Origin of the sequence: Halomonas saccharevitans (genome assembly GCF_900116405.1) — a bacterium.
Taxonomy (GTDB): domain Bacteria; phylum Pseudomonadota; class Gammaproteobacteria; order Pseudomonadales; family Halomonadaceae; genus Halomonas; species Halomonas saccharevitans.
Map to the genome: position 1 here is coordinate 22,991 of NZ_FPAQ01000018.1, position 23,244 is coordinate 46,234.

Genomic DNA, 23,244 nt, shown 5'->3' on the forward strand with positions numbered 1-23,244 from the left:
CTCGCCCCAAGGGCGCGCAACTCAGCGTCGCAGCCAGTAGCGCCGGCCGAGGGGGCCAGGAGGCTCGTCGATCACCGGGGAATGAGCCGGGTCGCCGAGCAGCGAAGGCGTCGCCTGACCCGCGGGCGCCTCGGCCGCCAGCAGCCGACGGATGCGCTCGCGGGTCGAGGGGTGGGTGCGCAGCCACTCGGGGCCCACCGGCGGTTGGCGGCCGAAGAGCGTCAACAGCCAGCGGCCGTGATGACGCTCCAGCACGGCCAGCGCCGAGGCCAGGGCCTGGGGATCGCCGGTCAGGCTCGCGGCCTCCAGGTCGGCGGCGTACTCGCGGTGTCGCGAGAGGGCCAGCTGCAGCAGGGTGCTGAGGGTGGGCGAGAAGGCCACGATCAGCAGTACTCCCCAGGGCAGGCGCAGCTCGCCGGCGAGGATCATCGGCAGCATCAGCAGCAGGCCGACCTGCAGTACGGTGGTCAGAAAGAGCGTCAGGCGCGTCATGGCCGCGGCCATCGACATCACGCGGGTATCGCCATGGCGCAGGTGGCTGACCTCATGGGCCAGCACCCCGGCCAGCTCGCGCATGGTCAGGGTGCGCAGCAGACCGGCGGTGACGGCGATGCCGCCATCGTGGCGAGAGCCCACCGCGAAGGCGTTGAGATCGGGGGATGGCGCGTAGAAGAGCTGGGGGGCGGCGGCGAGTCCGGCCCGCTGGTAGAGGGCGTCGAGCAGTCGATAGAGGGTCGGCGCCTGATGGCGCTCGACCAGGCCGGCGCCGGCCTCGGCGAGGATGACGCGAGCCGGCACCCAGCTGCCGGCCAGCGCCCCGCCCACGGCCACGCCGAGGCTCATCAGCAGGCCGAGACCACCGGCCAGCAGATAGCCGGGTACCGCCAGCACCAGCCCCAATCCGCCCATGATCAGCAGGGTCTGCAGGCCGTTCTTCAGGCGGCTTCGCCCGCGTCGCGGTGTCTCGGTCGTCATGAGGCTCGATGACCTTAGGTGGTGGGCGATACGCTCAGTATCCCTCGTCGAGTCGAGGCTGTCATGGCGGGTGATGGCAGGCCGGCCTCTACGCAGGCAGGCCAGGCTCCTCGCGGGGCCTAGCCTGTGTCGGGGGGAGGGGCAGAGTGTCTCGTCTGAAGCCGTATCGAACGGGCGGTCGTGACCGGCTTGGCCCTCCTTGGCGTCTGCGCATGGTCGTGGGCCTAGCGAGACCGCCGTCTACCTTAGTGCCACCAAGGCTCCTGTTGTGGGGAGCTCAGCGGTGTTTCCTGGCGCTGGATACGCTTGGTACCCATCTCCTGTTGGCCGGCTGCCTGGCTCGTGTCGGCGATTCCCTGATGCAGGCGCGCACTGCGCTCTTCTAGATACGTCGAATCACCCGCCAGGGAAGCACTCACGGAGCCCAGGCTGATTACCAGGATGGCCGTCAGTGTCGTGAGTTTCATGGGACGCCTCATCGTGTCGTGTCATGGCGCTGACGCTGACGCTGTCGGGTCGGTCGGGCGCCAACTATCGGGCCGATCCGTGAGTGTCCATCATCGCAGGGCTCGCCGGTCGAAGGCGGACGTGTCATGGCGGACACCTGGGGTGCCGGTCGTCAAGGCGGGCTGAGCTGGAGAGGGTCGCGTGAAGAAGGAGGGTCTGATTGACATGACAGCCGAGGTTCTTGGCGCTGGCCTTCGGATCGCCGTCGCGGGCGCCTTGGCGCTGACCCTATCAGTATAGGGCCCGGCGTTTGCGTCGCGGCACGACGGCACCCGGAAGCGCCGCCTGACCGGCGAAAATCAGGCGTTCGACTGCCCTTCGCGGCGAGCCCGTCGGCCCCTGTCATGATAAAGCTAGGGCGTCGGATTCGAGATGCGCGGCGATGCGAAATGGCCGCTCAGCGCCTCGGCCGAGTCTTCGAGGCGGTGCTCTCGTTCGGGCCGTTCGTTCAGCCCCTCAGTCGGTGCAGGGTGTCGACTAGCCGCTGGCACAGGCCGTCGAGCTTCTGCTGCTGTTCGTCGTCGCCGAGGCGGCCCTGATCGTCGAAGGCCTTGGCGGCCCTGGCTACGGCGAGCTGATCGGGCAGCACGGTCACGCCGATGTTGGTGAGCAACTGGCGGGTCAGCGACAGGCTGCGCAGGCCGCCGAGTCCTCCTGGGGAGGCGGAGACCACGCCGGCCAGCTTGCCGGCGAAGAGGTCCAGGCCGCTCTCACCCTCGTGGGGGCGCGTCAGCCAGTCGATGGTGTTCTTGAGCAGCGGGGTGATGAAGCCGTTGTACTCCGGCGAGGCGATCAGCAGGCCATCATGCTCGGCCAGGCCGCGACGCAGCACCAGGGCGTTCTCGGGCAGGCCCTGCTCGGCTTCCAGGTCGCCGTCGTAGAGCGGCATCGGATGGTCACGCAGGTCGATGAACGTGGGGCGGCCACCCGCCCGCTCGATGCTCTCGGCGGCCTGGCGGGCCAGCAGCTTGTTGTACGAGCCGGTGCGGGTGCTACCGGCGAAGACCAGGATGCGGGGGTGGGGCTGGCGATCGGTCATGGGGTCTCCTCGTCGTTCCGTCGATGTGGTGCGCTTCTCACGGGGTTAGGCGTGGCGGGGCAGGTGGCCGGCAAGCGAGCGGCGCAGCGGCTTCACGGCCAACAGGATCAGCACGCTAAGTCCCAGCCATTCGACCCAGCCGGGCAGCAGCTCGCCGACCTCCTCGATCTGCCGGGCGATGTCCAGTTGCCACCGGCCGGCCAGGGCATCCACCCCGAGCCCCAAGGCGACGGCGCTCACCAGGATGCCGGCGAGATAGGCCAGCAGTGCCCGGTTGCCCATCTCGCGGCGGAAGACGCCCAGCGTGGCCAGGCTGGTGACCGGTGCGGCGATCAGGAAGACCAGCACGGTGCCGGGCGAGACGCCCGCCAGCAGCAGCCCGGCGGCGATGGGGGTGGCGGCGGTGGCGCACAGGTAGAGCGGGATGCCGATCATCGCCATCACCAGCATGGCGACCGGGCCGCTGCCCAGCACGGCAAGCTGCTCGGGCGGGGCCAGGGCGATCAGGACGCCGGCGACCAGCAGCCCCGCCAGCAGCCAGAGGCTGATGTCGTCCAGAATGTCGGTGAAGGCATAGTGCAGCCCGCCGGCCAGCCTGGCGGCGAGCCCGGGCGACGCCTCGACCGCCGCCGGCTCGGCCTGGCCACCGTCGCAGCAGCCGCCGCAACCGGGCTCGGCCTTGGCAGGGGCCTGCTCGACCGCCGGCACCGTGCGACCCACCAGCAGGCCGGTGACGATGGCGGTGAAGACCGCACATATCGCCCGGGCCGCGGCCATGAAGGGGCCGAGCAGGGCATAGGTGATGGCCAGGGAGTCCACCACGATGCCCGGCGTGCCGATCAGGAAGGCGGTGGCGGGGCCGCGAGAGGCGCCGCCTCGATACATGGCCAGGGCCGTGGGAATGGCCCCGCAGGAGCAGAGTGGCAAGGGGGCGCCGATCACCGCGGCCCGCGCGATGCTGCCCAGCCCCCGTCCGCCGACCCAGCGCGTGAGCACGGCCTCGGAGACCAGCGCCTTGATCAGCCCGGCCATCACCAGTCCCAGCAGCAGCCAGGGCGCGGCGGAAAGGGCAACGGCCAGGATGGCGTCGAGTAATAGCATGAGTTGGCTCCTCGAGGGCATGTCGTATTCTGTGACCGTCGACCACCCGTGGGTCAAGCGCTGTTGCGCTCCCGGACGTCGGCGATCACCTCGCGGTGGCCTTGCCAGGCCGTGTTGCGCGGTTGGTTATGGTGCCTCCCTCGGAGCAGGCCGTCGGGGCCGGGCCTTCAACTGTCCCAGGCCGGCTGTGCCAAGCTTGGAGCAGGATGAAAGACGCGCGGGGTGATCCATGAGTGATCGGAGGCGGGAGGCGCTGGAGCAGGAGCATCGACCGGAGGTGATCGAGCGGCGGCTGCGAGCCCCTTCCCGGCATCGTCACCTGCCCGATGCCATCCTCGGCGGTATCGACGGCTGCGTCACCACCTTCGCCGTGGTCACCGGGGCCTTCGGCGCGGGATTTTCCTCCACGGTCGCGCTGGTGCTGGGGGTCGCCAACCTGCTCGCGGACGGTTTCAGCATGGCGATCAGCAACTACGAGGCGATCCAGGCCCAGCGCGAGCATGTCGACGGCGTGCGTCGCACCGAGAATCGCCACATCGACCTGGTGCCGGAAGGGGAGCGCGAGGAGATTCGCCAGATCTTCCAGCGCAAGGGGTTCGCGGGGGAGACCCTGGAGCGGGTGGTGGAGACCATCTGCAGAGATCGCGAGACCTGGGTGGAGACCATGGTGTCCGAGGAGCATGGTCTGCAGCCCGTGGGGCTCAGCCCGTTGCGCTCGGCGTTGGCTACCTTTCTGGCCTTCCTGGTGGTGGGCGCCATGCCGCTGCTGCCCTATGCACTGCCGGGGCTGGAACCTACACGACAATTTCTGGCGAGCCTGGCGGTGGCCGGGCTGATGTTCTTCCTGATCGGCATGGGCAAGAGTCTCGTCTATCACCGGCCGGTGCTGACGTCGGGGCTGCGGACCCTGCTGATCGGCGGTGCCGCGGCGGGACTGGCCTTCTTCACCGGCCATCTGGCCCGATCGCTTTTCGGCGTGGGGCCGTGACGAGGGCGATTCGCGACGCTTAGGGGGCGGAAGTGTCGCCGCTCGGGTCGATGAAAGCTAGGCGGGGGCCGTCTCCATCTCGGCTATCCCGCAACGGCCGGTTGCCTGGCCGACCGGCATCAGGCTGGCGCGTTCTCGGTAGGGCGACGTAGGCTGGTGCACATCGTCACTCAGCAGGGAGTCCGCCAATGGAACATTTCATGCAGGCCGCGCTCGAGGAGGCCCGCCAGGGGCTCGACGAGGGCGGCATCCCCATCGGCTCGGTGCTGGTGCATCGCGGTGTCATCATCGGCCGCGGCCGCAATCGCCGCGTGCAGCTGGGCAGCGCGGTGCTGCATGGCGAGATGGACGCCCTGGAGAACGCCGGCCGCCATCCGGCCGAGGTCTACCGCGAGAGCACGCTCTACACCACGCTCTCGCCCTGCGCGATGTGCAGCGGCGCCATCCTTCTCTACGGCATCCCCCGGGTGGTGATCGGCGAGAACCGGACCTTCCTGGGCGAGGAGGGGCTGCTCAGGGAGCGCGGCGTCGAGGTGGAGGTATGGCAGGATCCCGAGTGCATCGCGCTCATGGAGACCTTCATCGCGGCCTCGCCCGCGCTGTGGCACGAGGACATCGGCGAGTAGCGCGCGGCGGCTGCGCATGACGAAAGGCGCGCTGATCTGGATCAACTCGCCCGGGCACGACTGGACTATCTTCATGACGAGGTGGGTCCGCTCGACGAGCGACGATCGTTGCCGTCCTTTCGACGCCTCCCCTGAGGTCTTCCGGGCCCCGCCCCATCCTGTTCTGTCTGCCAGATCCGCACTGGAGGAGTCATCGTCATGGCCAAGAAAGCATCCAAGGAGGTTCCGGTCTCGACCGAGTCGTCAGCCCAGCCGTCGGAATCCCGGGGGATGAGCCCGTTTCGCGAATTCGATCGGCTGCTCGACAGCTTCTTCGATCGCGGCCGCATGCCATCGCGCTGGGAGCATCCCCTCTGGGAGCGCTTCGCCGCCTTCGAGAAGGGCATGCCCAAGGTCGATGTCATCGATCGAGACGCCGAGGTGGTGGTGCGTGCCGAGGCCCCGGGCTTCGAGCGCGAGGAGCTCGATGTCTCGGTGACCGACGGCGCGGTGACCATCAAGGGCGACCACCGTGAGGAGAGCAAGCAGGAGGAGGGCGAGTACTTTCGCTCCGAGATCTCCCGCGGCTCCTTCACCCGCACCGTGCCCCTGCCCGGCGAGGTCGATACCGACAAGGCCGAGGCCAGCTTCAAGAACGGTGTCCTGGAGCTGACGCTGCCGAAGATCAAGCGCGCCAACCGCCGCAAGGTCGAGGTCAAGTAGCCCGGGGCCGAGCGTTCCCTAGTCCAATAGGTCAGCCCATCAGGTCGCGCAGCCGCTCCACGGCCAGGAACAGCTGTCGCCGCGGCTGCGTGCCTTCGAGTACCCCGGCGTGCTCGCCATCCAGCGAGAAGCGCAGCCCCGGCACGCCGCCGATGCCGAGCTCCCCGGCGAGGCGCCGATCGGCCAGCACCTGCTGGCGGTAGTCGCCCGCGGCGAGCGCCCCGTTCAGGGCGGCGCCGTCCAGGGCCAGGCCGTCCGCGACCGCGGCGAGGGCCTCGGGGTCGGCCAGGTCCAGGCTCTCCTCGAAGAAGCCGCGAAACAGCGCCGTGCGCATCGCCGCGCCGGCATTGGGGCGCTCATGGGCCTGATCTTCGGCCCAGGCGCTGGCCTCTTGGGCCAATCGCGAGCGCGGCTGAAGTCGGGGCAGGCGCAGGGTCATGCCGCGCTCCGCCGCCATGGGAGTGACGGCCCGCGCCCAGACGTCGTGCAGGTAGTCGCCGTCGGGATCGAGGGTCGGCTCGGGTGCTGGGCGCAGCTCGAAGGCGCGCCAGCGGATCGCCAGTTCGTCGCCGAAGCGCTCGGCCAAGGCCTCGAGTTCAGGCGCCTCGAGGTAGCAGAACGGACAGACGTAGTCGCTGAAGACATCGAGGGTGATGCGCGGCCGAGTCATCGGGGCCTCCTGGGGGGATGGGGCAAGGCCCGACAGGGTAACAGCGAGCGGGCGGCCGAGTGTGGATTCCGGGGGGCGGCGCTTGAGACCGCACAAGCTGTCGACTGGAGCGGTACGCGCGCCGGGTGTAGTCTTGCCGCCTTCATTTCCATGCACAGGACATCTTTGATGAGCGATCTGCCCAACTGCCCCGAGTGCGGCTCCGAGTTCACCTACGACGACGGCATTCAGTACGTCTGCCCGGAGTGCGGCCACGAATGGTCCAAGGATGCATCGGCGGCGAGCGAGGACGAGGCGCTGATCCGTGATGCCAACGGCAACCCGCTGGCCGATGGAGACACCGTGACCGTGATCAAGGACCTCAAGATCAAGGGCTCCTCCTCGGTGGTGAAGGTCGGCACCAAGGTCAAGAACATCCGCCTGATCGACGGGGATCACGACATCGACTGCAAGATCGACGGCATCGGACCGATGAAGCTCAAGTCGGAGTTCGTCAAAAAGGCCTGAGGTCAGTCTCCGGCGGGTGCCGGGAGGCAGCTCGGCAGGCTCTCGCGCAGCGAGTGGGGCAGGATGCCGAGGACGGCAAAGTCGCCGACCTCGGCGTCGGCGACGTTATCGACCTGCATCAGGATGACCTGATCGCGGGTCAGCGGCGGCCCGGGCAGCCGGCTGGCCAGTGCGGCGACGAAGCGCCAGGCCAGGAAGGGCAGCGGCACCAGGGGGCGCGAGCGATTGAGGTGGGCGAGCAGCAGCTCGAGGATCTCGCGGTAGCGCAGCACCTCCGGGCCGCCGAACTCGAAGAGGCGACGCGGGGTCGCGGGGCGGCCGGTCAGCTGGGCGATGGCTCGGGCGACATCGTTCACATGCACCGGCTGCAGCCGGGTCGCGCCGCGGCCGAACAGCGGAATCAGTGGCAGCCGGGTGAGGCCCGCCAGGCCCGAGAGGAAGGCGTCGTCGAGGCCGAACAGCACGCTGGGACGCACTATGATCGCCTTGGGCAGGGCATCGAGTACCGCCTCCTCGCCGCGGGCGCGGGCCCGCACATAGGCCGAAGGCGAATCGGGGGTGGCGCCGATGCCGGAGACCTGCACCAGCCGCGCGATGCCCGCCGCCCGTGCCAGGCGGGCCAGTCGACCGGCCCCGTCGACATGGATCGCCTCGAAGCTCGCCTCTCGGGTCTCCACATAGAGGCTGACGGCATTGACCACGGCGCCGGCGCCCGCCAGTGCCTCGCTTACGCTCGCCTCGTCACGCAGGTCGGCGGTGGCGAGCTCGATGACGTCGCCCTCCTCGGCCCAGGCGGGCAGCGCCGGGCGGCGGGCGGCGATGCGCACCGCACGGCCGGTTTCCACCAGCTCTCGAACGACGGCGTCACCGAGAAAGCCGGTGCCGCCGAAGACCACGACGGGGGCTTCGCGCATCATCGTCTCACCTGTCGCCGTGCAGCGTCTGCTGCGGGGCGGCGTCGCTCAGCCCCGGCGCGGATCATCGTCCTGCCGGTTCGTTTCCGAGCGGGTGATCGCCCGCTTGACCAGGCGAAACACCAGCCAGTGCAGGGCGGCGAGCGCGGCCAGCGCCGCGCCGATCAGCAGCATGAAGGTCGTGGTCATCGTGTCGGCCTCGCGGGTAACGACGAATGGGATTAGCGACATGCTACCGAGGCGTCGCGGCGGTGGAAAGATCGGCAGCGGGTTGAATGAGAATGATTGGCATTATTGGTCGAATGGCGGCGAACGTGCCGCGATCCTGTCGGTTCTGACGCATCCCGGGCAGCGGGGCTTCACATCAAATTCATACAGGACTAAACTGGTCCCCAATCGAACACGAGGGGGTCGAACCCCGGGGAGTCAGGCCTTGCTGAAGCTTTCCAGACTGACCGACTACGCGGCGGTGGTGATGGCGCAGATCGCCAGGCACCCCGAGCAGCCCCACGCCGCGGCCGAGCTCGCCGAGGCGGTTCAGCTGCCGCACCCCACGGTCAGCAAGACGCTGAAAATGCTGGTGCGTGCCGGGCTGCTGGAGTCGCGACGCGGCGCCCAGGGTGGCTACTCGCTGGCGCGTCCGGCCTCCCGGATCACCGCCAGCGACATCATCTCGGCCATCGAGGGGCCCGTGGCCATGACCGAGTGCAGTCAGGTCGGCGGCGACTGTGACCTGGCCGCCACCTGCGGGGTCGCCGACAACTGGCAGCGCGTCTCGCTGGCCATTCGCACCCTGCTCGACAGCGTCACCCTGGCCCACCTGGCCGATACCAATCCGATCAAGCTGCCGGTGCAGCTGCCCATTCAAAGCGTGAGTCTGGCCGCTGAGGCCTGACGCACTCGAGTATTTCACTACCCGAGGCGAGCCAGTGCTCGCCGACCCAACCGCCCGGGAGGGGAGACATCATGGCAAGTCAGGAAATGGAACAGCTTGTCCGTCGCGAATACAAGGAAGGTTTCGTGACCGACATCGAGAGCGACACGGTACCGCCCGGCCTGGACGAGAGCACCATCGCCTTCATCTCGAACAAGAAGGGCGAGCCGGAATGGATGCTGGAATGGCGGCTCAAGGCCTACCACCAGTGGCTCAAGATGACGCCGCCCTCCTGGGCCCACCTCGACTACCCGCCCATCGACTATCAGGCGATCTCCTACTACAGCGCGCCCAAGCGCGAGGAGGACAAGCCCCAGAGCCTCGACGAGGTCGATCCCAAGCTGCTCGAGACCTACGAGAAGCTCGGCATCCCGCTGCACGAACGGGCGGCCCTGGCGGGCGTGGCGGTGGACGCGGTCTTCGATTCCGTCTCGGTGACCACCACCTTCAAGGAGAAGCTGCACGAGGCGGGGGTGATCTTCTGCTCGATCTCCGAGGCGATGCGCGACTACCCGGAGCTGGTCCGGCAGTACCTGGGCAGCGTGGTGCCCCAGGGCGACAACTACTTCGCGGCGCTCAACTCTGCGGTGTTCACCGACGGCTCCTTCGTGTTCGTGCCCGAGGGCGTGACCTGCCCGATGGAGCTCTCCACCTACTTCCGTATCAACGCCGCCAATACCGGGCAGTTCGAGCGCACGCTGATCATCTGCGAGAGCCGCGCCCAGGTGTCGTACCTGGAAGGCTGTACCGCGCCCCAGCGTGACGAGAACCAGCTGCACGCCGCGGTGGTCGAGCTGGTGGCCCTGGAAGACGCCTACATCAAGTATTCCACGGTGCAGAACTGGTACCCCGGCGACGAGGACGGCAAGGGCGGCATCTACAACTTCGTCACCAAGCGCGGCGACTGCCGCGGCGACCGCTCGCGGATCAGCTGGACCCAGGTCGAGACCGGTTCCGCCATCACCTGGAAGTACCCGTCCTGCGTGCTGCGCGGCAAGGACAGCATCGGCGAGTTCTACTCCGTGGCGGTGACCAACGGCCGCCAGCAGGCCGACACCGGCACCAAGATGATCCACATCGGCGAGGGCACTCGCTCGAGCATCATCTCCAAGGGCATCTCGGCCGGGCGCAGCAACCAGTCCTACCGCGGCCTGGTGAAGGTGGGCCCGCGAGCCAAGGGGGCGCGGAACTTCACCCAGTGCGACTCCCTGCTGATCGGCGATCAGTGCGGTGCCCACACCTTCCCCTACCAGGAGATCGGCAACAGCACCGCGACGGTGGAACACGAGGCCACCACCTCCAAGATCGGCGAGGACCAGCTTTTCTACTGCCAGAGCCGGGGCATCTCCGAGGAGGACGCAGTCAGCATGATCGTCAACGGCTTCTGCAAGGACGTCTTCCAGGAGCTGCCGATGGAGTTCGCCGTGGAGGCGGAGGCACTCTTGAACGTCACCCTGGAAGGCGCCGTGGGCTGAGGAAACGGCTGCGCGACGTCTGCACGGCGTTGGAAGCAGGATCGAGAATGCTCATTTACGGTCGTAAACTCCGCTTCTCTCACCTGCTTCCGCCTTGTTCAGGCGCCGCTCGCGCGTTTCTCCGGATTCGCGAAAAGGTCAACACATTCAAGGAGTCGCGCCGGCGGCTCACCACGAATCAAAGGTAGTCAACATGCTCGAAGTCAAGGATCTGTACGTCACAGTCGAGGGTTCCGAGATCCTCAAGGGCCTGAACCTGACCATCAACGCCGGTGAAGTCCACGCCATCATGGGCCCCAACGGGGCCGGCAAGTCGACCCTTTCGGCGGTGATCGCCGGTAAGGACGGCTACGAGGTGACGCAGGGCTCGATCACCTTCGAGGGCCAGGACGTGCTGGAGATGGAGATCGAGGAGCGCGCCCGTGCCGGCCTGCTGCTGGGCTTCCAGTACCCGGTGGAGATCCCGGGAGTGAAGAACATCTACCTGCTCAAGGCGGCGCTGAATGCCAAGCGCGAGGCGCAGGGGCTGGGCGAGATCCCCGCGCCGGAGTTCATGAAGCTGATCAAGGAGAAGGTGGCCTCCATGAAGATGGACACCAGCTTCCTGCAGCGGGCCGTCAACGAAGGCTTCTCCGGCGGTGAGAAGAAGCGCAACGAAATTCTGCAGATGCTGGTGCTCGAGCCGCGCCTCGCCATGCTCGATGAGATCGATTCCGGCCTCGACATCGATGCCATGAAGGTGGTGGCCGATGGCGTCAACTCCCTGCGTGCCGAGGATCGGGCCATCCTGCTGGTAACCCACTACCAGCGCCTGCTCGACTACATCGTGCCGGATCGGGTTCATGTGCTGGTCGACGGCCGCATCGTCAAGAGCGGCGACGCTGCGCTCGCCCTCGAGCTCGAGAGCCGTGGTTATGACTGGGTACAGGAGGAGTCCGCCGCATGAGTGAAGACGTGAAGACCTTCCTCGACCGCCTGGCCGAGCGCAACGCCGCCCGCGAGCCGGAACCCACCTGGATCGCCGCGCGGCGCCAGGCGGGTGCGGCGCGCTTCGAGGCCATGGGCTTTCCCCATCGCCGGGTCGAGGCGTGGAAGTATACCGACGTGCGCGCCATCGCCCGGGGCGACTTCTCCCTGGCCCGCGACGCCGAGTTCTCGCCCGCCAGCGCGGCGGCGCTGACGCTGCCGATCGAGGCGCACCGCCTGACCTTCGTCGACGGCGTCTTCGCCCCGGCGCTGTCGCGGCTCGACGAGCTGCCCGAGGGCGTTGCGCTGATGCCGCTCTCGGCGGCCCTCGAGGAGAATCACGAAGCCGTGGGCGGCCCGCTGGGCCGACTGACCGGCGTCGAGTTCTCGTCCTTCGCCGCGCTCAACACCGCCTTCATGGAGGAGGGTGCCGTGCTGCGCCTGGCGCCGGGCACCGTGGTCGAGAAGCCCATCGTGCTGCAGTTCCTCTCGCGGGCCGGCGAGCAGGCGGTGATGAGCCATCCGCGTATCCTGATCCAGATGGCCGGTCGCAGCGAGGCCACGGTGATCGAGCATCACGTGGGCGAGGAGGGGGCCGCCAACTTCACCAACCTGGTCGAGGAGATCATCCTCGAGCGCGGCGCGATCCTTAACCACTACAAGCTGCAGGAGGCCTCGCTCAAGGACCTGCACGTGGCCAGCCTTCACATGGAACAGGCCCGCGACAGCCGCTATACCTCCTTCAACCTGAACCTGGGTGGCGGCCTGGTGCGCAACGACCTGATGGCCGAGCTCAACGGCGAGGGAGCCGAGGCCAACCTCTACGGCCTGTTTTACGGGCAGGGGCGCCAGCACGTGGACAACCACACCCTGGTCAACCACAACGCGCCGCGCACTTACTCCAAGGAGAACTACAAGGGCATCCTCGACGACCGCGCCCATGGCGTGTTCAACGGCAAGGTGATGGTCAAGCGCGACAGCCAGCAGATCGAGGGCTACCAGAGCAATGCCAACTTGCTGCTCTCCGACCGCGCCGAGATCGATACCAAGCCCGAGCTCGAGATCTACGCCGACGATGTCAAGTGCTCCCACGGCAGCACCACCGGCCAGCTCGACGAGGAGGCGGTGTTCGCCCTGCGTACCCGCGGCATCGACGAGCAGACGGCCCGTGGCCTGCTGACCCTGGCCTTCGCCGGTGAGGTGATGGATCAGGTGGCTCTCGACGCCGTGGCTGAACGGGTCGAGCTGGCGGTCGCCGGCAAGCTGCCCGAGCGCTTCAACCTGGCCGGCCTGGTGGAAGCCGCCGTGGCCCTGAACGAGGAGTAAGCCATGGCCGATTTCAGCGACCTGACCCTTGACGTGGCGAAGCTGCGACGCGACTTCCCGATCCTCGATCGGGAGGTCCACGGCAAGCCGCTTATCTACCTGGACAATGCCGCCACCAGTCAGACCCCGCGCCAGGTGATCGAGGTGTTCGACGACTACTACGGTCGTTACAACGCCAACATCCATCGCGGGCTGCATACCCTGTCCGACGAGGCCACCGCGGCCTTCGAGGGCACGCGGGAGACGGTGCGCGCCTTCCTGAACGCCGCAGACCACCGCGAGATCGTCTTCACCCGCGGTACCACCGAGGCGATCAACCTGGTTGCCAACGCCTGGGGTCGGGTCAACCTGAAGGCCGGCGACGAGGTGCTGATCTCGCGCCTCGAGCACCACTCCAACATCGTACCGTGGCAGCTGCTGGCCGGCGAGCTCGGCTTCACCATCAAGGTGATTCCGGTCGACGAGTGCGGCGTGCTGGACCTCGCGGCCTACCGCGACCTGTTCACCGAGCGCACCCGCCTGGTCGCCGTGAACCACGTTTCCAACGCTTTCGGTACCGTCAATCCGGTGGCCGAGATGGCCCGCGTGGCCCATGAGCACGGCGCCCGCATCCTGATCGATGGCGCCCAGGCCGCGCCCCATCAGGCCATCGACGTCCAGGCCATCGACGCCGACTTCTACGCCTTCTCCGGCCACAAGGTCTACGGGCCCACCGGCGTCGGCGTGCTCTACGGCCGTGCCGAGCTCCTCGAGGCGATGCCGCCCTGGCAGGGCGGCGGCGAGATGATCAAGACGGTCTCCCTCGAGGTGCCGACCACCTTCGCCGACATCCCCCACAAGTTCGAGGCCGGCACGCCGGCCATCGCCGAGGTGATCGCCCTCGGGCGGGCCCTCAGGTGGGTCAGCGACATCGGCCTCGATCTGATCGGTGCCTGGGAGGCGCGCCTGCTCGAGCACGCCACCGAGGGCGTGGCCGGCATCGAGGGGCTGCGCATCCTGGGCACCGCGCCGGACAAGGCCGGCGTGCTCTCCTTCGTGGTCGACGGGGCCCACTCCCAGGACATCGGGCTGCTGATCGATCAGCTCGGCGTGGCGATCCGCACCGGCCACCACTGTGCCCAGCCGCTGCTGTCGCAGTTCGGTTTGGACGCGACCTGCCGGGCATCCTTCGCCGCCTACAACACGCCCGAGGAGATCGACGTCTTCGTCGAGGGGCTCGAGCGCGTCGTCGGCATGCTGCGCTGAGGCTTATCAAGGAGCGACATGAGCGATATCGAGCAGATAGCCACCCTGCACAAGGGTCAGGAGCTGCCCCTGCAGCGTGACGTGGCGGCCATCTCCATTCCCTTCGGCAAGACCGTGACCCTGACCGAGGACAGCATCGTCAGCGTGATGCAGGCCAAGGGCAGCACGGTCAGCGTGGGCTATGAGGGTCGCCTTTTCCTGGTCGAGGGCGCCAACCTGGACGCCTTGGGCCTGGAAGCGCTGCCGCGTCCGACGCTTCCCGAGGGCGCCTCGGAGGAGGAGATCGAGCAGTTCGTGTGGGACCAGCTGCGCACCTGCTTCGATCCCGAGATCCCGGTCAATATCGTCGACCTGGGCCTGGTCTACGGCTGTCGCATCGAGCGGCTGATCAGCGGCGAGCGCATCGTCACCATCCGCATGACGCTGACCGCCCCGGGCTGCGGCATGGGCGATGTGATCGCCGCCGACGCGCGTAACAAGATCCTCGGCGCCCCTCAGATCAGCAAGGTGCACACCGAGATCGTATTCGATCCCCCCTGGAGTCGTGAGATGATGAGCGACGAAGCGAAGCTGGAACTGGGCATGTTCTAGCAGTTGCGCCGGGGAGATCCATGCGCCTGCCACTCGGGAAGGTCTTCAAGGGAGTATTGATGACGCTGGGAGCGCTCGCGCTCCTGGTTGTACTGCTGTTCGTGCTGGCCAACGTCTACGTGCTGGGCCGCACCGTGGGGCGCATCGAGTCGGTTTCCGCGCAGTGCGTCAGTGAACCGGTGGGCATCGTCTTCGGCACGTCCCACTGGACGCGCAGCGGAAGTCGCAACCCGCACTTCGAGGGGCGCATGGAGGCCGCCGCCAGGCTGATCCACCAGGGGCGGGTCGCTCATCTGCTGATCTCGGGCGATAACAGTACCCGCTACTACAACGAGCCGGTGACCATGTGGCGCGACCTGCGCGGCCGCGACGTGCGCGACGTGGACATGACCCTGGACTATGCCGGCTTCAGCACCTTCGACACCCTTGCGCGGGCGCGGGACGTGTTCGGCGTGAAGCGCGCGCTGCTGATCACCCAGGATTGGCACTTGCCACGGGCGCTGTTCATCGGTGAGGCGCTGGGCCTGGAGGTGCGCGGCTGCGCGGCGCCGGAGCGCGCGGTGTCTGGGCTCTGGCGGCTCAAGCTGCGCGAGTGGGTGGCGCGGGTGGCCACCCTGGGGGATCTCTACGTATGGGAGCGCGAGCCGCACTTCCTGGGGCCGCTCGAGCCGCTGGACATCACACCGGCCGAGCGCGAGCGACTGTTGCTGCCGCCGGGGATGTTCAGCGCTTCTGGCGCTGCTTCTGCAGGCGATACAGTTCCCGAATCAGCGCCCGACAGCCCTTCCAGCACTCCTCGATGACCGGCTCCAGCGGCTCGGGCAGGGGGTGGGTGAAGAGCGTGGAGAGGGCCTGCATCAGCACCCGCTCCTGTTCGAGCAGCTCACCGATCACCACCAGGCTCTCGTTGCCGACGAAGCTCTTCAGGCGGCTCCACAGCCACATGTAGTCGTCGCGCTCGACATCGGCATCGCGGGGCAGCAGGTTGAGGTGCTTGCGCGACAGCTCCTGCAGTTTCTGCATCGATCGGCTGCGCGTCTCATAGTGAGGCTTCAGGCTATCGCGCAGCGCCGGATGCAGGCGCTCGAGATTGTCCTGGAAATAATCGATGCTGTCGGCCATTGCCTCCAGGGCACTGTCCATCGCCACCTGGCGATTGTCGAGAAACATGAGCGGTCACCTCCTCCGGTGACGCAGATTGTGGGGCTGTCGCCGTGCATTTGCCACCCCCACGGACCAATAAATCCCGGGTTCACCGTTAGTCTTTGGACGCAGGCCGATTCTCTCACCCCTTGGGGCGGGGCGGCACCTTGTGGCGCGGGGCGGCGTTGCGCTCCAGGTGCTCGATGATCAGCGAGGCGATGTCCTTGCCGGTGGCCGTCTCGATGCCCTGCAGGCCCGGAGAGGAGTTGACCTCCATGATCACCGGGCCATGGTTGGAGCGCAGCAGGTCGACGCCGGCCACCCTGAGCCCCATCGCCTTGGCCGCGCGGATGGCCGTGGAGCGCTCCTCCGGGGTAATGCGGATCGAGCTGGCGCTGCCGCCGCGGTGCAGGTTCGAGCGGAACTCGCCCTCTGCGGCCTGACGCTTCATCGAAGCCACCACCTTGTCGCCAATCACCAAGCAGCGGATATCGGCGCCCTTCGCCTCCTTGATGTACTCCTGCACCATGATGTTGGCCTTCATGCCCATGAAGGCCTGGATCACGCTTTCGGCGGCCTGGTTGGTCTCGGCCAGCACCACGCCGATGCCCTGGGTGCCCTCCAGCAGCTTGATGACCAGCGGAGCGCCCCTGACCATGGTGATCAGGTCGGGGATGTCGTCCGGGGAGTGGGCGAAGCCGGTGATCGGCAGTCCCAGCCCCTTGCGTGACAGCAGCTGCAGCGAGCGCAGTTTGTCCCGGGAGCGCGTGATGGAGACGTTGTCGTTGAGCACGTAGGTGCCCATCATCTCGAACTGGCGCAGCACCGCGCAGCCGTAGAAGGTGACCGAGGAGCCGATGCGCGGAATCACCGCGTCGAACGGCTCGAGCTCCTCCCCCTTGTAGTGGATCGAGGGGTGGTGCGAGGCGATGCTCATGTAGCAGCGCAGGGTGTCGACCACGCGCGCGCTGTGGCCGCGCTGCTCGGCGGCCTCGATCAGGCGCCGCGTTGAGTAGAGGTTACGATTGCGGGACAGCAGCGCGATATGCATTCAGCAGGACTCCGGATCGGGGCAGAGGCGGTGTAGGGCGTGGGCGGTGTAGGACGGCGTGGGTCAAGGCTCGCCGTGCAGGAAGGCGACGCCGGGTGCCACCAGCAGGCGACGCAGCGCGCGTCGCCCGAGCAGCATAGGGTGGCGCATGTCGCGGCGGTCGGTCAGGCTGAGCTCCACCGGGAAGGAGAGGGTGCCCAGCTGCATGGTCGTGCGGATCACGTAGCGCCATTCGGCCTGGCCGTTGGAGCTGGTCACCCGGCGCCGGTCGTGCAGGTGCATGCGATGCACGTGGGCCGGCGTGCCGGGGCCGCCGCTGCGCGTGGTGAAGCCGACCCAGAGGAGCCCATCCTCTTCATAGGACTCGATGTCCTCGGCGTGCAGCGCCGAGGTCCGAGCGCCGGTGTCGGCCTTGGCGCACAGCGTCAGATGCAGCTCCGGCAGGGTCACCATCTCGCGGCGACCGATCACCGCCTTGGGCGTATAGGGCAGTTCTTTCATCATCTCGCTCCCAGGTCTCTGCGCTCAGCGTGACAGGTCTGCCAGGCGCCGGCCAATGGCGGAATCCGCCTCGGCGTCGCGCAGCGTCATCAGCAGCGGCAGGCGCAGCCGCGGGATCAGGGCCAGGTCACGGGCCACGGCCATGAAGTCGGTGCCGGGCGCTTCGGCCAGTCGCCTGAGGAAGCGGGGCAGGCGCTCGGCGTCTTCCAGGTGGTGCCAGCCCCGCCCGGCCATGGCCGCCAGCAGGTCGGGGCCGCAGGCATCCGGATCGTCGAGCAGGGCATCGAACCAGGCGCCCGCCTGCTCCGTCGAGGCGCCGCCCATGGCGCGCACGCAGGCGCAGAACGTCTCGATATCGCCGCTGGCACCAGCGGCCTCGCCCCGCCGCCGCAACGCGCTTGCCAGGGCATCGTCGATGGCCACGTGTTCCAGGCAATAGCACAGCGAGGTCAACACCTCGCCGGGCAGGGCGTCGAGGCGGGCGGCGACAGCCTGGCTCGTGGCGGCATCCAGGCGCACTGCGGCGTCGGCCAGCCCCTGCAGCCCCAGGGCGCGCCAGTCGATCGCCTGCTGCCCGGTCAGGTAGGCCTCGGCGGGTTCCAGGTGCTCGCTTGCCGGCTGGCCGGCATCCCGACTGGCGCGCGCATGCAGCACGGCTCGGAAGGGCAGCGAGGGCGTGAAGGCCAGCGGATTGTCCTTCATCAGGTTATCGATCCGTTCGCCCTCGGCCCGTCCCAGGCCCTGAACGCTGCGACCCAGGGTCTCCAGCAGGCGCTGCACGAAGGCATCGCGCGGGGCCGGATTGAGGTGGCCCTGCTCGTCCAGCGGCAGGGCCAGGAACCAGATCAGCGGGTCGTCCATCTCACCGACCCGGAAGACCATGGCCAGGCGCGCGGTGCCCTGCCATGGCGCCGGCCAGGCCAGCTCCCCGGCCTCGAAGGCGGCCAGGGTGTCGAGCGGGCAGGGCTCGACGCGCCGCCCCAGGTGATAGAGTCGCACCTCGGCGCCGCTGCGCTGAAAGAAGTCGTGAAGGCTGTTGATCGGTTGCATGCTGTCTCCGGGTCACGAACCGTGCACTCTACCGCGGCGCCGGGGTGCTGTCAGCCGTCCCGGGGCGTCGTATTGGTGCCGCCGTGCTGGTCATTTCCTGATCAGTCGGCGTCAGGGCCCATGAGGCCTGGCCAAGGGGCACCTTTCCAGCGTTTATCCACAGGCCCATTCAGGGTATCTGTGTATTGTGCACAAGATCGACGTGCGTCGCCTTCCGGGCGGTGGACAACCCGCCGGGGTGGCCAGTGACGGGGCCAAGCGGGGATAATAGCGACAAATGTACCGGAGAGATTGATCATGACCGTTCACGATGAACTCGGCGACGCCCTGCGCGAGCTCGAGGCCACCATGAAGGCCGCCAGCCTGTGGCGCATGGAGCGTCCTGACGCGAACGCCTTCGAGAGCGTGCAGCCATTCTGCATCGATACCATGACGCTGCCCCAGTGGCTGCGTTTCGTCTTCATCGCGCGCCTGGAGGTGCTGGTCGAGACACGCTCGCCGATGCCGGCTCAGTGTGACGTGGCGCCGGCGGTGGAGGCCTGGCTGACCCAGGAGGGCACGCGCGCCAGTGACCGGCTGCTGATGTGCCGCGTGGTCGAGGAGATCGATCGCCTGGTCACCGAGAACTGAGGCCGTCCGATGCCCTTCTATTTCGCCTACGGCAGCAACATGAATGCCGCCCGGGTCGCCGCCCGGATCGGTCGTACCCGCCGGGCGCTTGCCGGCGTGCTGCACGATCATGGCCTGCGCTTCGACAAGGCCTCGAGGGTGGCGGGCATCGCCCATGCCAACGTGGCGACGTCGGCCGGTGAGCGGGTGGAGGGCGCGCTGTTCGAACTCGAGCACTCCGAGCAGATCCGCGACATGGACCCCTTCGAGGGGTATCCCCACGACTACGGCCGTCATCGCCTGCCGATCGCGACGCACGAGGGCACGATCGAGGCCTGGGTCTATATCGCCGCGCCGGGCACCACCGCGGACGCCCTGCGACCGGCTCGGGAGTATCTCGAGCATCTGCTGGCCGGGGAGCCCTTCCTGACGCCCGATTATCATGCCCGCCTGGCCGCGGTGGAGGCGGTGACCGGGCTCGATGCGACGACCCTGGCCGCGCTCGGGCTCTCGCGCGAGACGCCGCGCTAGCGTCAGGGCACCAGGCCCAGACGCAACAAGGCCCGCCAGTTGGCGGGCCTTGTCATGTCGGGCAAGGCGATCAGAAGCGGTAGCTGACGCCGGCCATCACCACCACCGGGTCGATCTCGACTTCGCCGACATCGTCGCCATTAACGGTGACATCGGTATCGATATCCAGGTACCAGGCGGCGGCGTTGAGCGCCCAGTTGTCGTCGATCAGCAGGTCAACGCCCACCTGGCCGGCCGCGCCCCAGGAGTCGTCGAACTCGACGGGAAGGCCAGCTTCAAGCTCTTCATCGGAGAACATGGTGTAGTTGACGCCGATGCCGGCATAGGGCTGAACGCGGGCGTCGGTGCCGCCCAGCGGGTAGTACTGCACGGTCAGGGTCGGCGGCAGGTGATCGACGGAGCCACCGGTTACGCCCTCGACCTGGAAGTCGTGGTCGAAGGGCTCGGCGGCCAGCAGCTCGACGCCAAGCTTGTCGGTGAAGCGATAGCCCAGGGTAAAGGCGAAGGCGCTGTCGTCGTCGACCTTTACATCGTAATCCACGCCACCGAGGGTCAGGTCGCTGTTATCGCTCTTGGGCTCGACCTTGGCCACGCCCACGCGGGTGAAGAAGTCGCCGGCGCCGTAGGCGAAGGCCTGGGTGCTGGTGGTAAAGGCGGCGGCGGCAATGCCGGCCACGAGCAGCGAGGAAAGGGCGTTCTTGCGCATGGGTCATCTCCTGATGGATGAGGGGGCGGCGGCCTTGCCGCATCGGATCATGCTAATAGTCTATCGGCGTCTTTTTTGGAGAATATTGATCCAGCGCAAGAGTAGTGCGTTATGAGGCTGCAGGTAAAGACATGCTTACTCTGAGACTCAGGCCCCTCGCGGCGGTGTGACGTCTTGGCCTTCATGCATGGGGGCGGATCAGAAGCGGAAGGTGGCGCCGTCGCCGATAATCATGGGGTCGATATCGGCCTCGCCCGGAGCCGCGCCGCTGGCGCCGACCTCGGCATCGGTAATCGCATATCGCGCGAAGGCCCCGATCAAGGGATAGCTCGTCACCGCCATGTCAAGAACGTCCTGGCCGGCCGGGCCGTAGGGCTCATCGACGTCCAACCCCTCGAGCTCTTCCTCGGAGATGTGGGTGTAGTCGAGACCGCTCCCCACGTAGGGCTGTGTTAGCGAGCCGCTGTCGCCCATCGGGTAGACGTGGATCATTAGATTGAGGGGCAGGCGATCCACGCTGCCCGCGGCCTTGCCGAAAGCCGCGATGCCGTTGAGTTCAATGCCCGGCCTGTTGCTGAACAGGTATCTCGCACCGGAGGACATGCTGCGCGGGTCGAAGGCCTTTAGCTCCCCGAGAATGTCGAGAGAGCCGCTGTCGTCGGTAACCTCGGCCTTGGCGATACCTCCGCGCATGACAGTGTCGTCGACCTGGTAGGCCACGGCGATCGGGGCGGTGGCGAGGGCGGTTGTGGCGAGGGAGGCCATAGCGATCAGATGTCTGGAATTCATGGGAGGGTTCCTCGTGTCATCGACCGTTCGGGCGAGCGGTGGGGAAGAAGGCACTTATTAGCGTAGCGAAGGAATCTTGTTAATGTCTTGTCGCATTTTGCTATCGGTGAGATAGGCGTCTTGGGGATTTTTTTGCGAGACTTGCAGTTACCATAGTCGATAAATAAAGCTCTTGTATAACTTTTTCACTTTTCCTCCACGGCGCCTCGAAAGCACGCCGAAATTCGGCTTCACTCAAGGGGGATGATGACACCGGAGTCGCTCATGGCTGGCCGACCTCTCGTTAGTGCCGATTTTGCCGGACGCCTCGACCATCCGCTGCTGTCGCTGCTGCTGGCGGCGCTGTTGGCATTCTGGCTGCTGCTTCGCCCCGAGCCCATCCAGGCGCTGCCGATGGCGTGGCGCCTGCCACTGATCCTGGTCGGCGCCTGGGCGCTGGGGACGGCCTTTGTGCGGCCGATGGCCCTCGAGGTGGGGGAGGGCGGACTTTCGCGCCTGGCGGGCGCAGGGCTCAGCCGATGGACCCTGTGGGGATTCGCGGGTGTGATCGTTTGCCTCGAGGCATGGCGCTGAACCCGAGACGAAGAAAGCCGCCCGAAGGCGGCTCTCTTCATGTGCTCCCATCGCTGGCGTACCGATGGGATTGGGCTCCCGCGGGAGCCCTTTTACTACGTGGATTGCGTTATTCGCGCTCTTTTAGCGAGTAATGTGCTGATACTCACCGGCATCGGCCGTCGCGCTGCTCACCGCCATAATGGCAACGAAGGCAGCGATGAAGCCGGGAATGATCTCGTACACACCGGGTCCGCCCAGGAATGATGCGTTCCAGCCCAGTGAAATCCAGATCATGACGGTGACGGCACCGACCACCATGCCCGCGATGGCGCCGGCACCGTTGGTGCGCGACCACATCAGCGACAGGATGATCAGCGGGCCGAACGCCGCACCGAAGCCTGCCCAGGCATTACTGACCAGGCCCAGAACCTGGGAGTCCGGATCGGAGGCAATGACGGCTGCCACCAGGCCCACCAGTACGACACTGATCCGGCCTATGGTGACGGTCTCCTTGTCCGTGGCCTCCTTGCGCAGGAACAGGCGGTAGAAGTCCTCGGTCAGTGAGGAAGACGACACCAGCAGCTGGCTGGAAATGGTGCTCATGATCGCCGCCAGCAGGGCCGCGTAGAGGAAGCCGGTGATCAGCGGGTGGAACAGCAGGTCCGCCAGGATGATGAAGATCGTTTCCGGATCTTCCACATTCATGCCGTTGCGGACGGCATAGGCCCGCCCGAACACACCCAGCGAGATTGCGCCGATCAGAGAGATGAGCATCCAGCTCATGCCGATGTTACGGGCAACAGGGACGTCCTTCAGGGTCCGGATGGCCATGAAGCGCACGATGATGTGCGGCTGCCCGAAATACCCAAGCCCCCAGGTCACTGCCGACAGCCAGCCGACGATGGTCAGCCCCTCCGTCCAGGAGAGCAACGTGGGGTCGACTTCATTCAGCGTCTGGGACGCCTGGTTGAAACCGCCGCCACCTTCGCCAAAGAGCACCACCGCCGGCATGATCACCAGGGCCAGCATCATGATGCAGCCTTGCACGAAGTCCGTCATGCTCACGGCCAAAAAGCCGCCGACGACCGTATAGGCCAGCACCACGCCCAGTGTGATGACGACGCCCGCAGCGTAGTCGCTCATGCCGCCGATGTTGATGACGCCGGAAAATGCGCTTTCGAACAGCTTGCCGCCCGCGACCAGGCCCGACGCCGTGTAGACCGCGAAGAAGACCACGATAACGATGGCGGATACCGTTCGCAGCGACATGGCCCGAGTCGGGAACCGGTTGGCCAGGAATTCCGGAATGGTGATCGCGTTACCATAGTGAACCGTCTGTTCGCGAAGGCGCGGTGCCACCAGCGTCCAGTTGAAGAACGCCCCCACGAGCAGGCCGATGCCAATCCAGGCCGACCCCAGCCCTGACACGAACATGGCGCCGGGCAAGCCCAGCAGCAGCCAGCCGCTCATGTCCGACGCACCCGCCGACAGGGCGGCGACCTGGGGGCTGAGGGCCCGGCCGCCCAGCATGTAATCCTCAGACGTGGAAGTGGATTTGCGCATCGCATAAAAGCCGATGGCGATCATGAGCGCAAAGTAGGCAAATAGACTGATCCACACGCCAATAGCCATATGAACTTCTCCAAATTATTGGGTCGGATGTAGCACCGACAAGTTGTTAGTGCGCCTTCAGGCCGTCGCGTCGATGGCGAGCATCGCGATCTGGCAGGGCACGGAGATGAA

Annotated in this window: 28 protein-coding genes; 14 read left to right on the forward strand and 14 right to left on the reverse strand. The window is 67.0% G+C overall.

Annotated features, from left to right (window positions below; all coding sequences use genetic code 11):
- Positions 1-21: 21 nt before the first annotated feature.
- The 4 genes from BM388_RS09745 to BM388_RS09760 form a co-directional block, all read right to left on the reverse strand.
- Entirely contained in the window at positions 22-975 is a 954-nt protein-coding gene (locus tag BM388_RS09745) for a zinc metalloprotease HtpX (RefSeq protein WP_089849573.1), read from the reverse strand.
- A 245-nt stretch (positions 976-1,220) separates the two neighbouring features.
- On the reverse strand, positions 1,221-1,442 hold the full coding sequence (locus BM388_RS09750; RefSeq protein WP_089849575.1) for a hypothetical protein: 222 nt from the start codon (positions 1,440-1,442) through the stop codon (positions 1,221-1,223).
- A gap of 488 nt (positions 1,443-1,930) precedes the next feature.
- Positions 1,931-2,521, reverse strand: a complete 591-nt coding sequence (locus tag BM388_RS09755; protein WP_089849577.1) for an NADPH-dependent FMN reductase — start codon at positions 2,519-2,521, stop codon at positions 1,931-1,933.
- Between the two features lie 45 nt (positions 2,522-2,566).
- Entirely contained in the window at positions 2,567-3,622 is a 1,056-nt protein-coding gene (locus tag BM388_RS09760; RefSeq protein WP_089849579.1) for an SO_0444 family Cu/Zn efflux transporter, read from the reverse strand.
- A gap of 229 nt (positions 3,623-3,851) precedes the next feature.
- On the opposite strand from BM388_RS09760, the gene BM388_RS09765 reads away from it, so the two are divergent.
- The 3 genes from BM388_RS09765 to BM388_RS09775 all read left to right on the forward strand — a co-directional run bounded on the left by BM388_RS09765 (position 3,852) and on the right by BM388_RS09775 (position 5,938).
- Positions 3,852-4,610: a VIT1/CCC1 transporter family protein gene (locus BM388_RS09765; protein WP_089849581.1), complete on the forward strand. Its 759-nt coding sequence runs from the start codon at positions 3,852-3,854 to the stop codon at positions 4,608-4,610.
- Positions 4,611-4,798: 188 nt separating this feature from the next.
- Positions 4,799-5,236: a nucleoside deaminase gene (locus BM388_RS09770; protein ID WP_089849583.1), complete on the forward strand. Its 438-nt coding sequence runs from the start codon at positions 4,799-4,801 to the stop codon at positions 5,234-5,236.
- A 198-nt stretch (positions 5,237-5,434) separates the two neighbouring features.
- Positions 5,435-5,938, forward strand: coding sequence for an Hsp20/alpha crystallin family protein (locus BM388_RS09775; RefSeq protein WP_089849586.1), 504 nt, complete (start codon positions 5,435-5,437; stop codon positions 5,936-5,938).
- Positions 5,939-5,969: 31 nt separating this feature from the next.
- Here the strand turns inward: BM388_RS09775 and BM388_RS09780 are convergent, their stop codons facing one another.
- The gene (locus tag BM388_RS09780; RefSeq protein ID WP_089849588.1) at positions 5,970-6,608 is read right to left on the reverse strand and encodes a DsbA family oxidoreductase; all 639 of its coding nucleotides are present in this window, start codon (positions 6,606-6,608) and stop codon (positions 5,970-5,972) included.
- A gap of 168 nt (positions 6,609-6,776) precedes the next feature.
- Here BM388_RS09780 and BM388_RS09785 point away from each other — a divergent pair, with 168 nt between their 5' ends.
- Positions 6,777-7,115, forward strand: coding sequence for a zinc ribbon domain-containing protein YjdM (locus tag BM388_RS09785; protein ID WP_089849590.1), 339 nt, complete (start codon positions 6,777-6,779; stop codon positions 7,113-7,115).
- Positions 7,116-7,117: 2 nt separating this feature from the next.
- On the opposite strand, the gene BM388_RS09790 is transcribed toward BM388_RS09785, so the two are convergent.
- Both BM388_RS09790 and BM388_RS17845 read right to left on the reverse strand, forming a co-directional pair.
- A complete protein-coding gene (locus BM388_RS09790) occupies positions 7,118-8,029 on the reverse strand; it encodes a complex I NDUFA9 subunit family protein (protein WP_089849678.1) in 912 nt (303 codons plus the stop codon).
- A 48-nt stretch (positions 8,030-8,077) separates the two neighbouring features.
- Complete coding sequence (locus BM388_RS17845) at positions 8,078-8,218, reverse strand: hypothetical protein (RefSeq protein WP_175535071.1); 141 nt, start codon at positions 8,216-8,218, stop codon at positions 8,078-8,080.
- A 244-nt stretch (positions 8,219-8,462) separates the two neighbouring features.
- On the opposite strand from BM388_RS17845, the gene BM388_RS09795 reads away from it, so the two are divergent.
- From BM388_RS09795 to BM388_RS09825, 7 genes are all read left to right on the forward strand, one after another.
- Positions 8,463-8,924: an SUF system Fe-S cluster assembly regulator gene (locus BM388_RS09795; protein ID WP_089849591.1), complete on the forward strand. Its 462-nt coding sequence runs from the start codon at positions 8,463-8,465 to the stop codon at positions 8,922-8,924.
- 71 nt (positions 8,925-8,995) lie between these two features.
- Positions 8,996-10,438: a Fe-S cluster assembly protein SufB gene (sufB, locus tag BM388_RS09800; RefSeq protein WP_089849594.1), complete on the forward strand. Its 1,443-nt coding sequence runs from the start codon at positions 8,996-8,998 to the stop codon at positions 10,436-10,438.
- Positions 10,439-10,631: 193 nt separating this feature from the next.
- Positions 10,632-11,384, forward strand: coding sequence for a Fe-S cluster assembly ATPase SufC (sufC, locus tag BM388_RS09805; RefSeq protein WP_089849597.1), 753 nt, complete (start codon positions 10,632-10,634; stop codon positions 11,382-11,384).
- Positions 11,381-12,730 (forward strand): Fe-S cluster assembly protein SufD, encoded by a 1,350-nt coding sequence (gene sufD / locus BM388_RS09810; RefSeq protein WP_089849599.1) that lies wholly within the window; start codon positions 11,381-11,383, stop codon positions 12,728-12,730. Before sufC ends, sufD begins: the two co-directional genes overlap by 4 nt.
- Before the next feature lie 3 nt (positions 12,731-12,733).
- Positions 12,734-13,975, forward strand: coding sequence for an aminotransferase class V-fold PLP-dependent enzyme (locus BM388_RS09815; protein ID WP_089849601.1), 1,242 nt, complete (start codon positions 12,734-12,736; stop codon positions 13,973-13,975).
- An 18-nt stretch (positions 13,976-13,993) separates the two neighbouring features.
- A complete protein-coding gene (gene sufT, locus BM388_RS09820) occupies positions 13,994-14,566 on the forward strand; it encodes a putative Fe-S cluster assembly protein SufT (protein WP_089849603.1) in 573 nt (190 codons plus the stop codon).
- A 20-nt stretch (positions 14,567-14,586) separates the two neighbouring features.
- Entirely contained in the window at positions 14,587-15,369 is a 783-nt protein-coding gene (locus BM388_RS09825; protein ID WP_245781518.1) for a SanA/YdcF family protein, read from the forward strand.
- On the opposite strand, the gene BM388_RS09830 is transcribed toward BM388_RS09825, so the two are convergent.
- The 4 genes from BM388_RS09830 to BM388_RS09845 all read right to left on the reverse strand — a co-directional run bounded on the left by BM388_RS09830 (position 15,290) and on the right by BM388_RS09845 (position 18,311).
- Positions 15,290-15,736: a hypothetical protein gene (locus BM388_RS09830; RefSeq protein WP_089849607.1), complete on the reverse strand. Its 447-nt coding sequence runs from the start codon at positions 15,734-15,736 to the stop codon at positions 15,290-15,292. The genes BM388_RS09825 and BM388_RS09830 overlap by 80 nt on opposite strands.
- Positions 15,737-15,851: 115 nt before the next feature.
- Entirely contained in the window at positions 15,852-16,760 is a 909-nt protein-coding gene (gene rimK / locus BM388_RS09835) for a 30S ribosomal protein S6--L-glutamate ligase (RefSeq protein WP_089849609.1), read from the reverse strand.
- A gap of 63 nt (positions 16,761-16,823) precedes the next feature.
- Positions 16,824-17,261, reverse strand: a complete 438-nt coding sequence (locus tag BM388_RS09840) for an ATP-dependent zinc protease family protein (protein WP_089849611.1) — start codon at positions 17,259-17,261, stop codon at positions 16,824-16,826.
- A 24-nt stretch (positions 17,262-17,285) separates the two neighbouring features.
- A complete protein-coding gene (locus tag BM388_RS09845) occupies positions 17,286-18,311 on the reverse strand; it encodes a DUF3549 family protein (RefSeq protein WP_089849613.1) in 1,026 nt (341 codons plus the stop codon).
- Between the two features lie 297 nt (positions 18,312-18,608).
- On the opposite strand from BM388_RS09845, the gene BM388_RS09850 reads away from it, so the two are divergent.
- A complete protein-coding gene (locus tag BM388_RS09850) occupies positions 18,609-18,941 on the forward strand; it encodes a YqcC family protein (RefSeq protein ID WP_089849615.1) in 333 nt (110 codons plus the stop codon).
- Positions 18,942-18,950: 9 nt separating this feature from the next.
- Positions 18,951-19,451, forward strand: coding sequence for a gamma-glutamylcyclotransferase family protein (locus BM388_RS09855; protein ID WP_089849617.1), 501 nt, complete (start codon positions 18,951-18,953; stop codon positions 19,449-19,451).
- A gap of 70 nt (positions 19,452-19,521) precedes the next feature.
- Here BM388_RS09855 and BM388_RS09860 read toward each other — a convergent pair whose 3' ends face one another.
- A complete protein-coding gene (locus tag BM388_RS09860) occupies positions 19,522-20,157 on the reverse strand; it encodes an OmpW/AlkL family protein (RefSeq protein ID WP_089849619.1) in 636 nt (211 codons plus the stop codon).
- 198 nt (positions 20,158-20,355) lie between these two features.
- On the reverse strand, positions 20,356-20,946 hold the full coding sequence (locus tag BM388_RS09865; protein ID WP_089849621.1) for an OmpW/AlkL family protein: 591 nt from the start codon (positions 20,944-20,946) through the stop codon (positions 20,356-20,358).
- 264 nt (positions 20,947-21,210) lie between these two features.
- Here BM388_RS09865 and BM388_RS09870 point away from each other — a divergent pair, with 264 nt between their 5' ends.
- The gene (locus BM388_RS09870) at positions 21,211-21,519 is read left to right on the forward strand and encodes a hypothetical protein (RefSeq protein ID WP_089849623.1); all 309 of its coding nucleotides are present in this window, start codon (positions 21,211-21,213) and stop codon (positions 21,517-21,519) included.
- A 123-nt stretch (positions 21,520-21,642) separates the two neighbouring features.
- Here the strand turns inward: BM388_RS09870 and putP are convergent, their stop codons facing one another.
- A complete protein-coding gene (putP, locus tag BM388_RS09875; RefSeq protein ID WP_089849625.1) occupies positions 21,643-23,133 on the reverse strand; it encodes a sodium/proline symporter PutP in 1,491 nt (496 codons plus the stop codon).
- Positions 23,134-23,244: the final 111 nt, after the last annotated feature.

Coding starts and splice junctions, on each gene's coding strand:
- sufD (WP_089849599.1), top strand. CDS start 11,381: ATGAGTGAAGACGTGAAGACCTTCCTCGACCGCCTGGCCGAGCGCAAC.
- BM388_RS09840 (WP_089849611.1), bottom strand. CDS start 17,261: ATGAAAGAACTGCCCTATACGCCCAAGGCGGTGATCGGTCGCCGCGAG.
- rimK (WP_089849609.1), bottom strand. CDS start 16,760: ATGCATATCGCGCTGCTGTCCCGCAATCGTAACCTCTACTCAACGCGG.
- sufB (WP_089849594.1), top strand. CDS start 8,996: ATGGCAAGTCAGGAAATGGAACAGCTTGTCCGTCGCGAATACAAGGAA.
- BM388_RS17845 (WP_175535071.1), bottom strand. CDS start 8,218: ATGACCACGACCTTCATGCTGCTGATCGGCGCGGCGCTGGCCGCGCTC.
- BM388_RS09745 (WP_089849573.1), bottom strand. CDS start 975: ATGACGACCGAGACACCGCGACGCGGGCGAAGCCGCCTGAAGAACGGC.
- BM388_RS09775 (WP_089849586.1), top strand. CDS start 5,435: ATGGCCAAGAAAGCATCCAAGGAGGTTCCGGTCTCGACCGAGTCGTCA.
- BM388_RS09780 (WP_089849588.1), bottom strand. CDS start 6,608: ATGACTCGGCCGCGCATCACCCTCGATGTCTTCAGCGACTACGTCTGT.
- BM388_RS09815 (WP_089849601.1), top strand. CDS start 12,734: ATGGCCGATTTCAGCGACCTGACCCTTGACGTGGCGAAGCTGCGACGC.
- BM388_RS09865 (WP_089849621.1), bottom strand. CDS start 20,946: ATGAATTCCAGACATCTGATCGCTATGGCCTCCCTCGCCACAACCGCC.
- BM388_RS09825 (WP_245781518.1), top strand. CDS start 14,587: ATGCGCCTGCCACTCGGGAAGGTCTTCAAGGGAGTATTGATGACGCTG.
- sufT (WP_089849603.1), top strand. CDS start 13,994: ATGAGCGATATCGAGCAGATAGCCACCCTGCACAAGGGTCAGGAGCTG.
- BM388_RS09750 (WP_089849575.1), bottom strand. CDS start 1,442: ATGAAACTCACGACACTGACGGCCATCCTGGTAATCAGCCTGGGCTCC.
- BM388_RS09770 (WP_089849583.1), top strand. CDS start 4,799: ATGGAACATTTCATGCAGGCCGCGCTCGAGGAGGCCCGCCAGGGGCTC.
- BM388_RS09790 (WP_089849678.1), bottom strand. CDS start 8,029: ATGCGCGAAGCCCCCGTCGTGGTCTTCGGCGGCACCGGCTTTCTCGGT.
- BM388_RS09830 (WP_089849607.1), bottom strand. CDS start 15,736: ATGTTTCTCGACAATCGCCAGGTGGCGATGGACAGTGCCCTGGAGGCA.
- BM388_RS09855 (WP_089849617.1), top strand. CDS start 18,951: ATGCCCTTCTATTTCGCCTACGGCAGCAACATGAATGCCGCCCGGGTC.
- BM388_RS09755 (WP_089849577.1), bottom strand. CDS start 2,521: ATGACCGATCGCCAGCCCCACCCCCGCATCCTGGTCTTCGCCGGTAGC.
- BM388_RS09845 (WP_089849613.1), bottom strand. CDS start 18,311: ATGCAACCGATCAACAGCCTTCACGACTTCTTTCAGCGCAGCGGCGCC.
- sufC (WP_089849597.1), top strand. CDS start 10,632: ATGCTCGAAGTCAAGGATCTGTACGTCACAGTCGAGGGTTCCGAGATC.
- BM388_RS09870 (WP_089849623.1), top strand. CDS start 21,211: ATGGCTGGCCGACCTCTCGTTAGTGCCGATTTTGCCGGACGCCTCGAC.
- BM388_RS09850 (WP_089849615.1), top strand. CDS start 18,609: ATGACCGTTCACGATGAACTCGGCGACGCCCTGCGCGAGCTCGAGGCC.
- BM388_RS09765 (WP_089849581.1), top strand. CDS start 3,852: ATGAGTGATCGGAGGCGGGAGGCGCTGGAGCAGGAGCATCGACCGGAG.
- BM388_RS09785 (WP_089849590.1), top strand. CDS start 6,777: ATGAGCGATCTGCCCAACTGCCCCGAGTGCGGCTCCGAGTTCACCTAC.
- BM388_RS09760 (WP_089849579.1), bottom strand. CDS start 3,622: ATGCTATTACTCGACGCCATCCTGGCCGTTGCCCTTTCCGCCGCGCCC.
- putP (WP_089849625.1), bottom strand. CDS start 23,133: ATGGCTATTGGCGTGTGGATCAGTCTATTTGCCTACTTTGCGCTCATG.
- BM388_RS09860 (WP_089849619.1), bottom strand. CDS start 20,157: ATGCGCAAGAACGCCCTTTCCTCGCTGCTCGTGGCCGGCATTGCCGCC.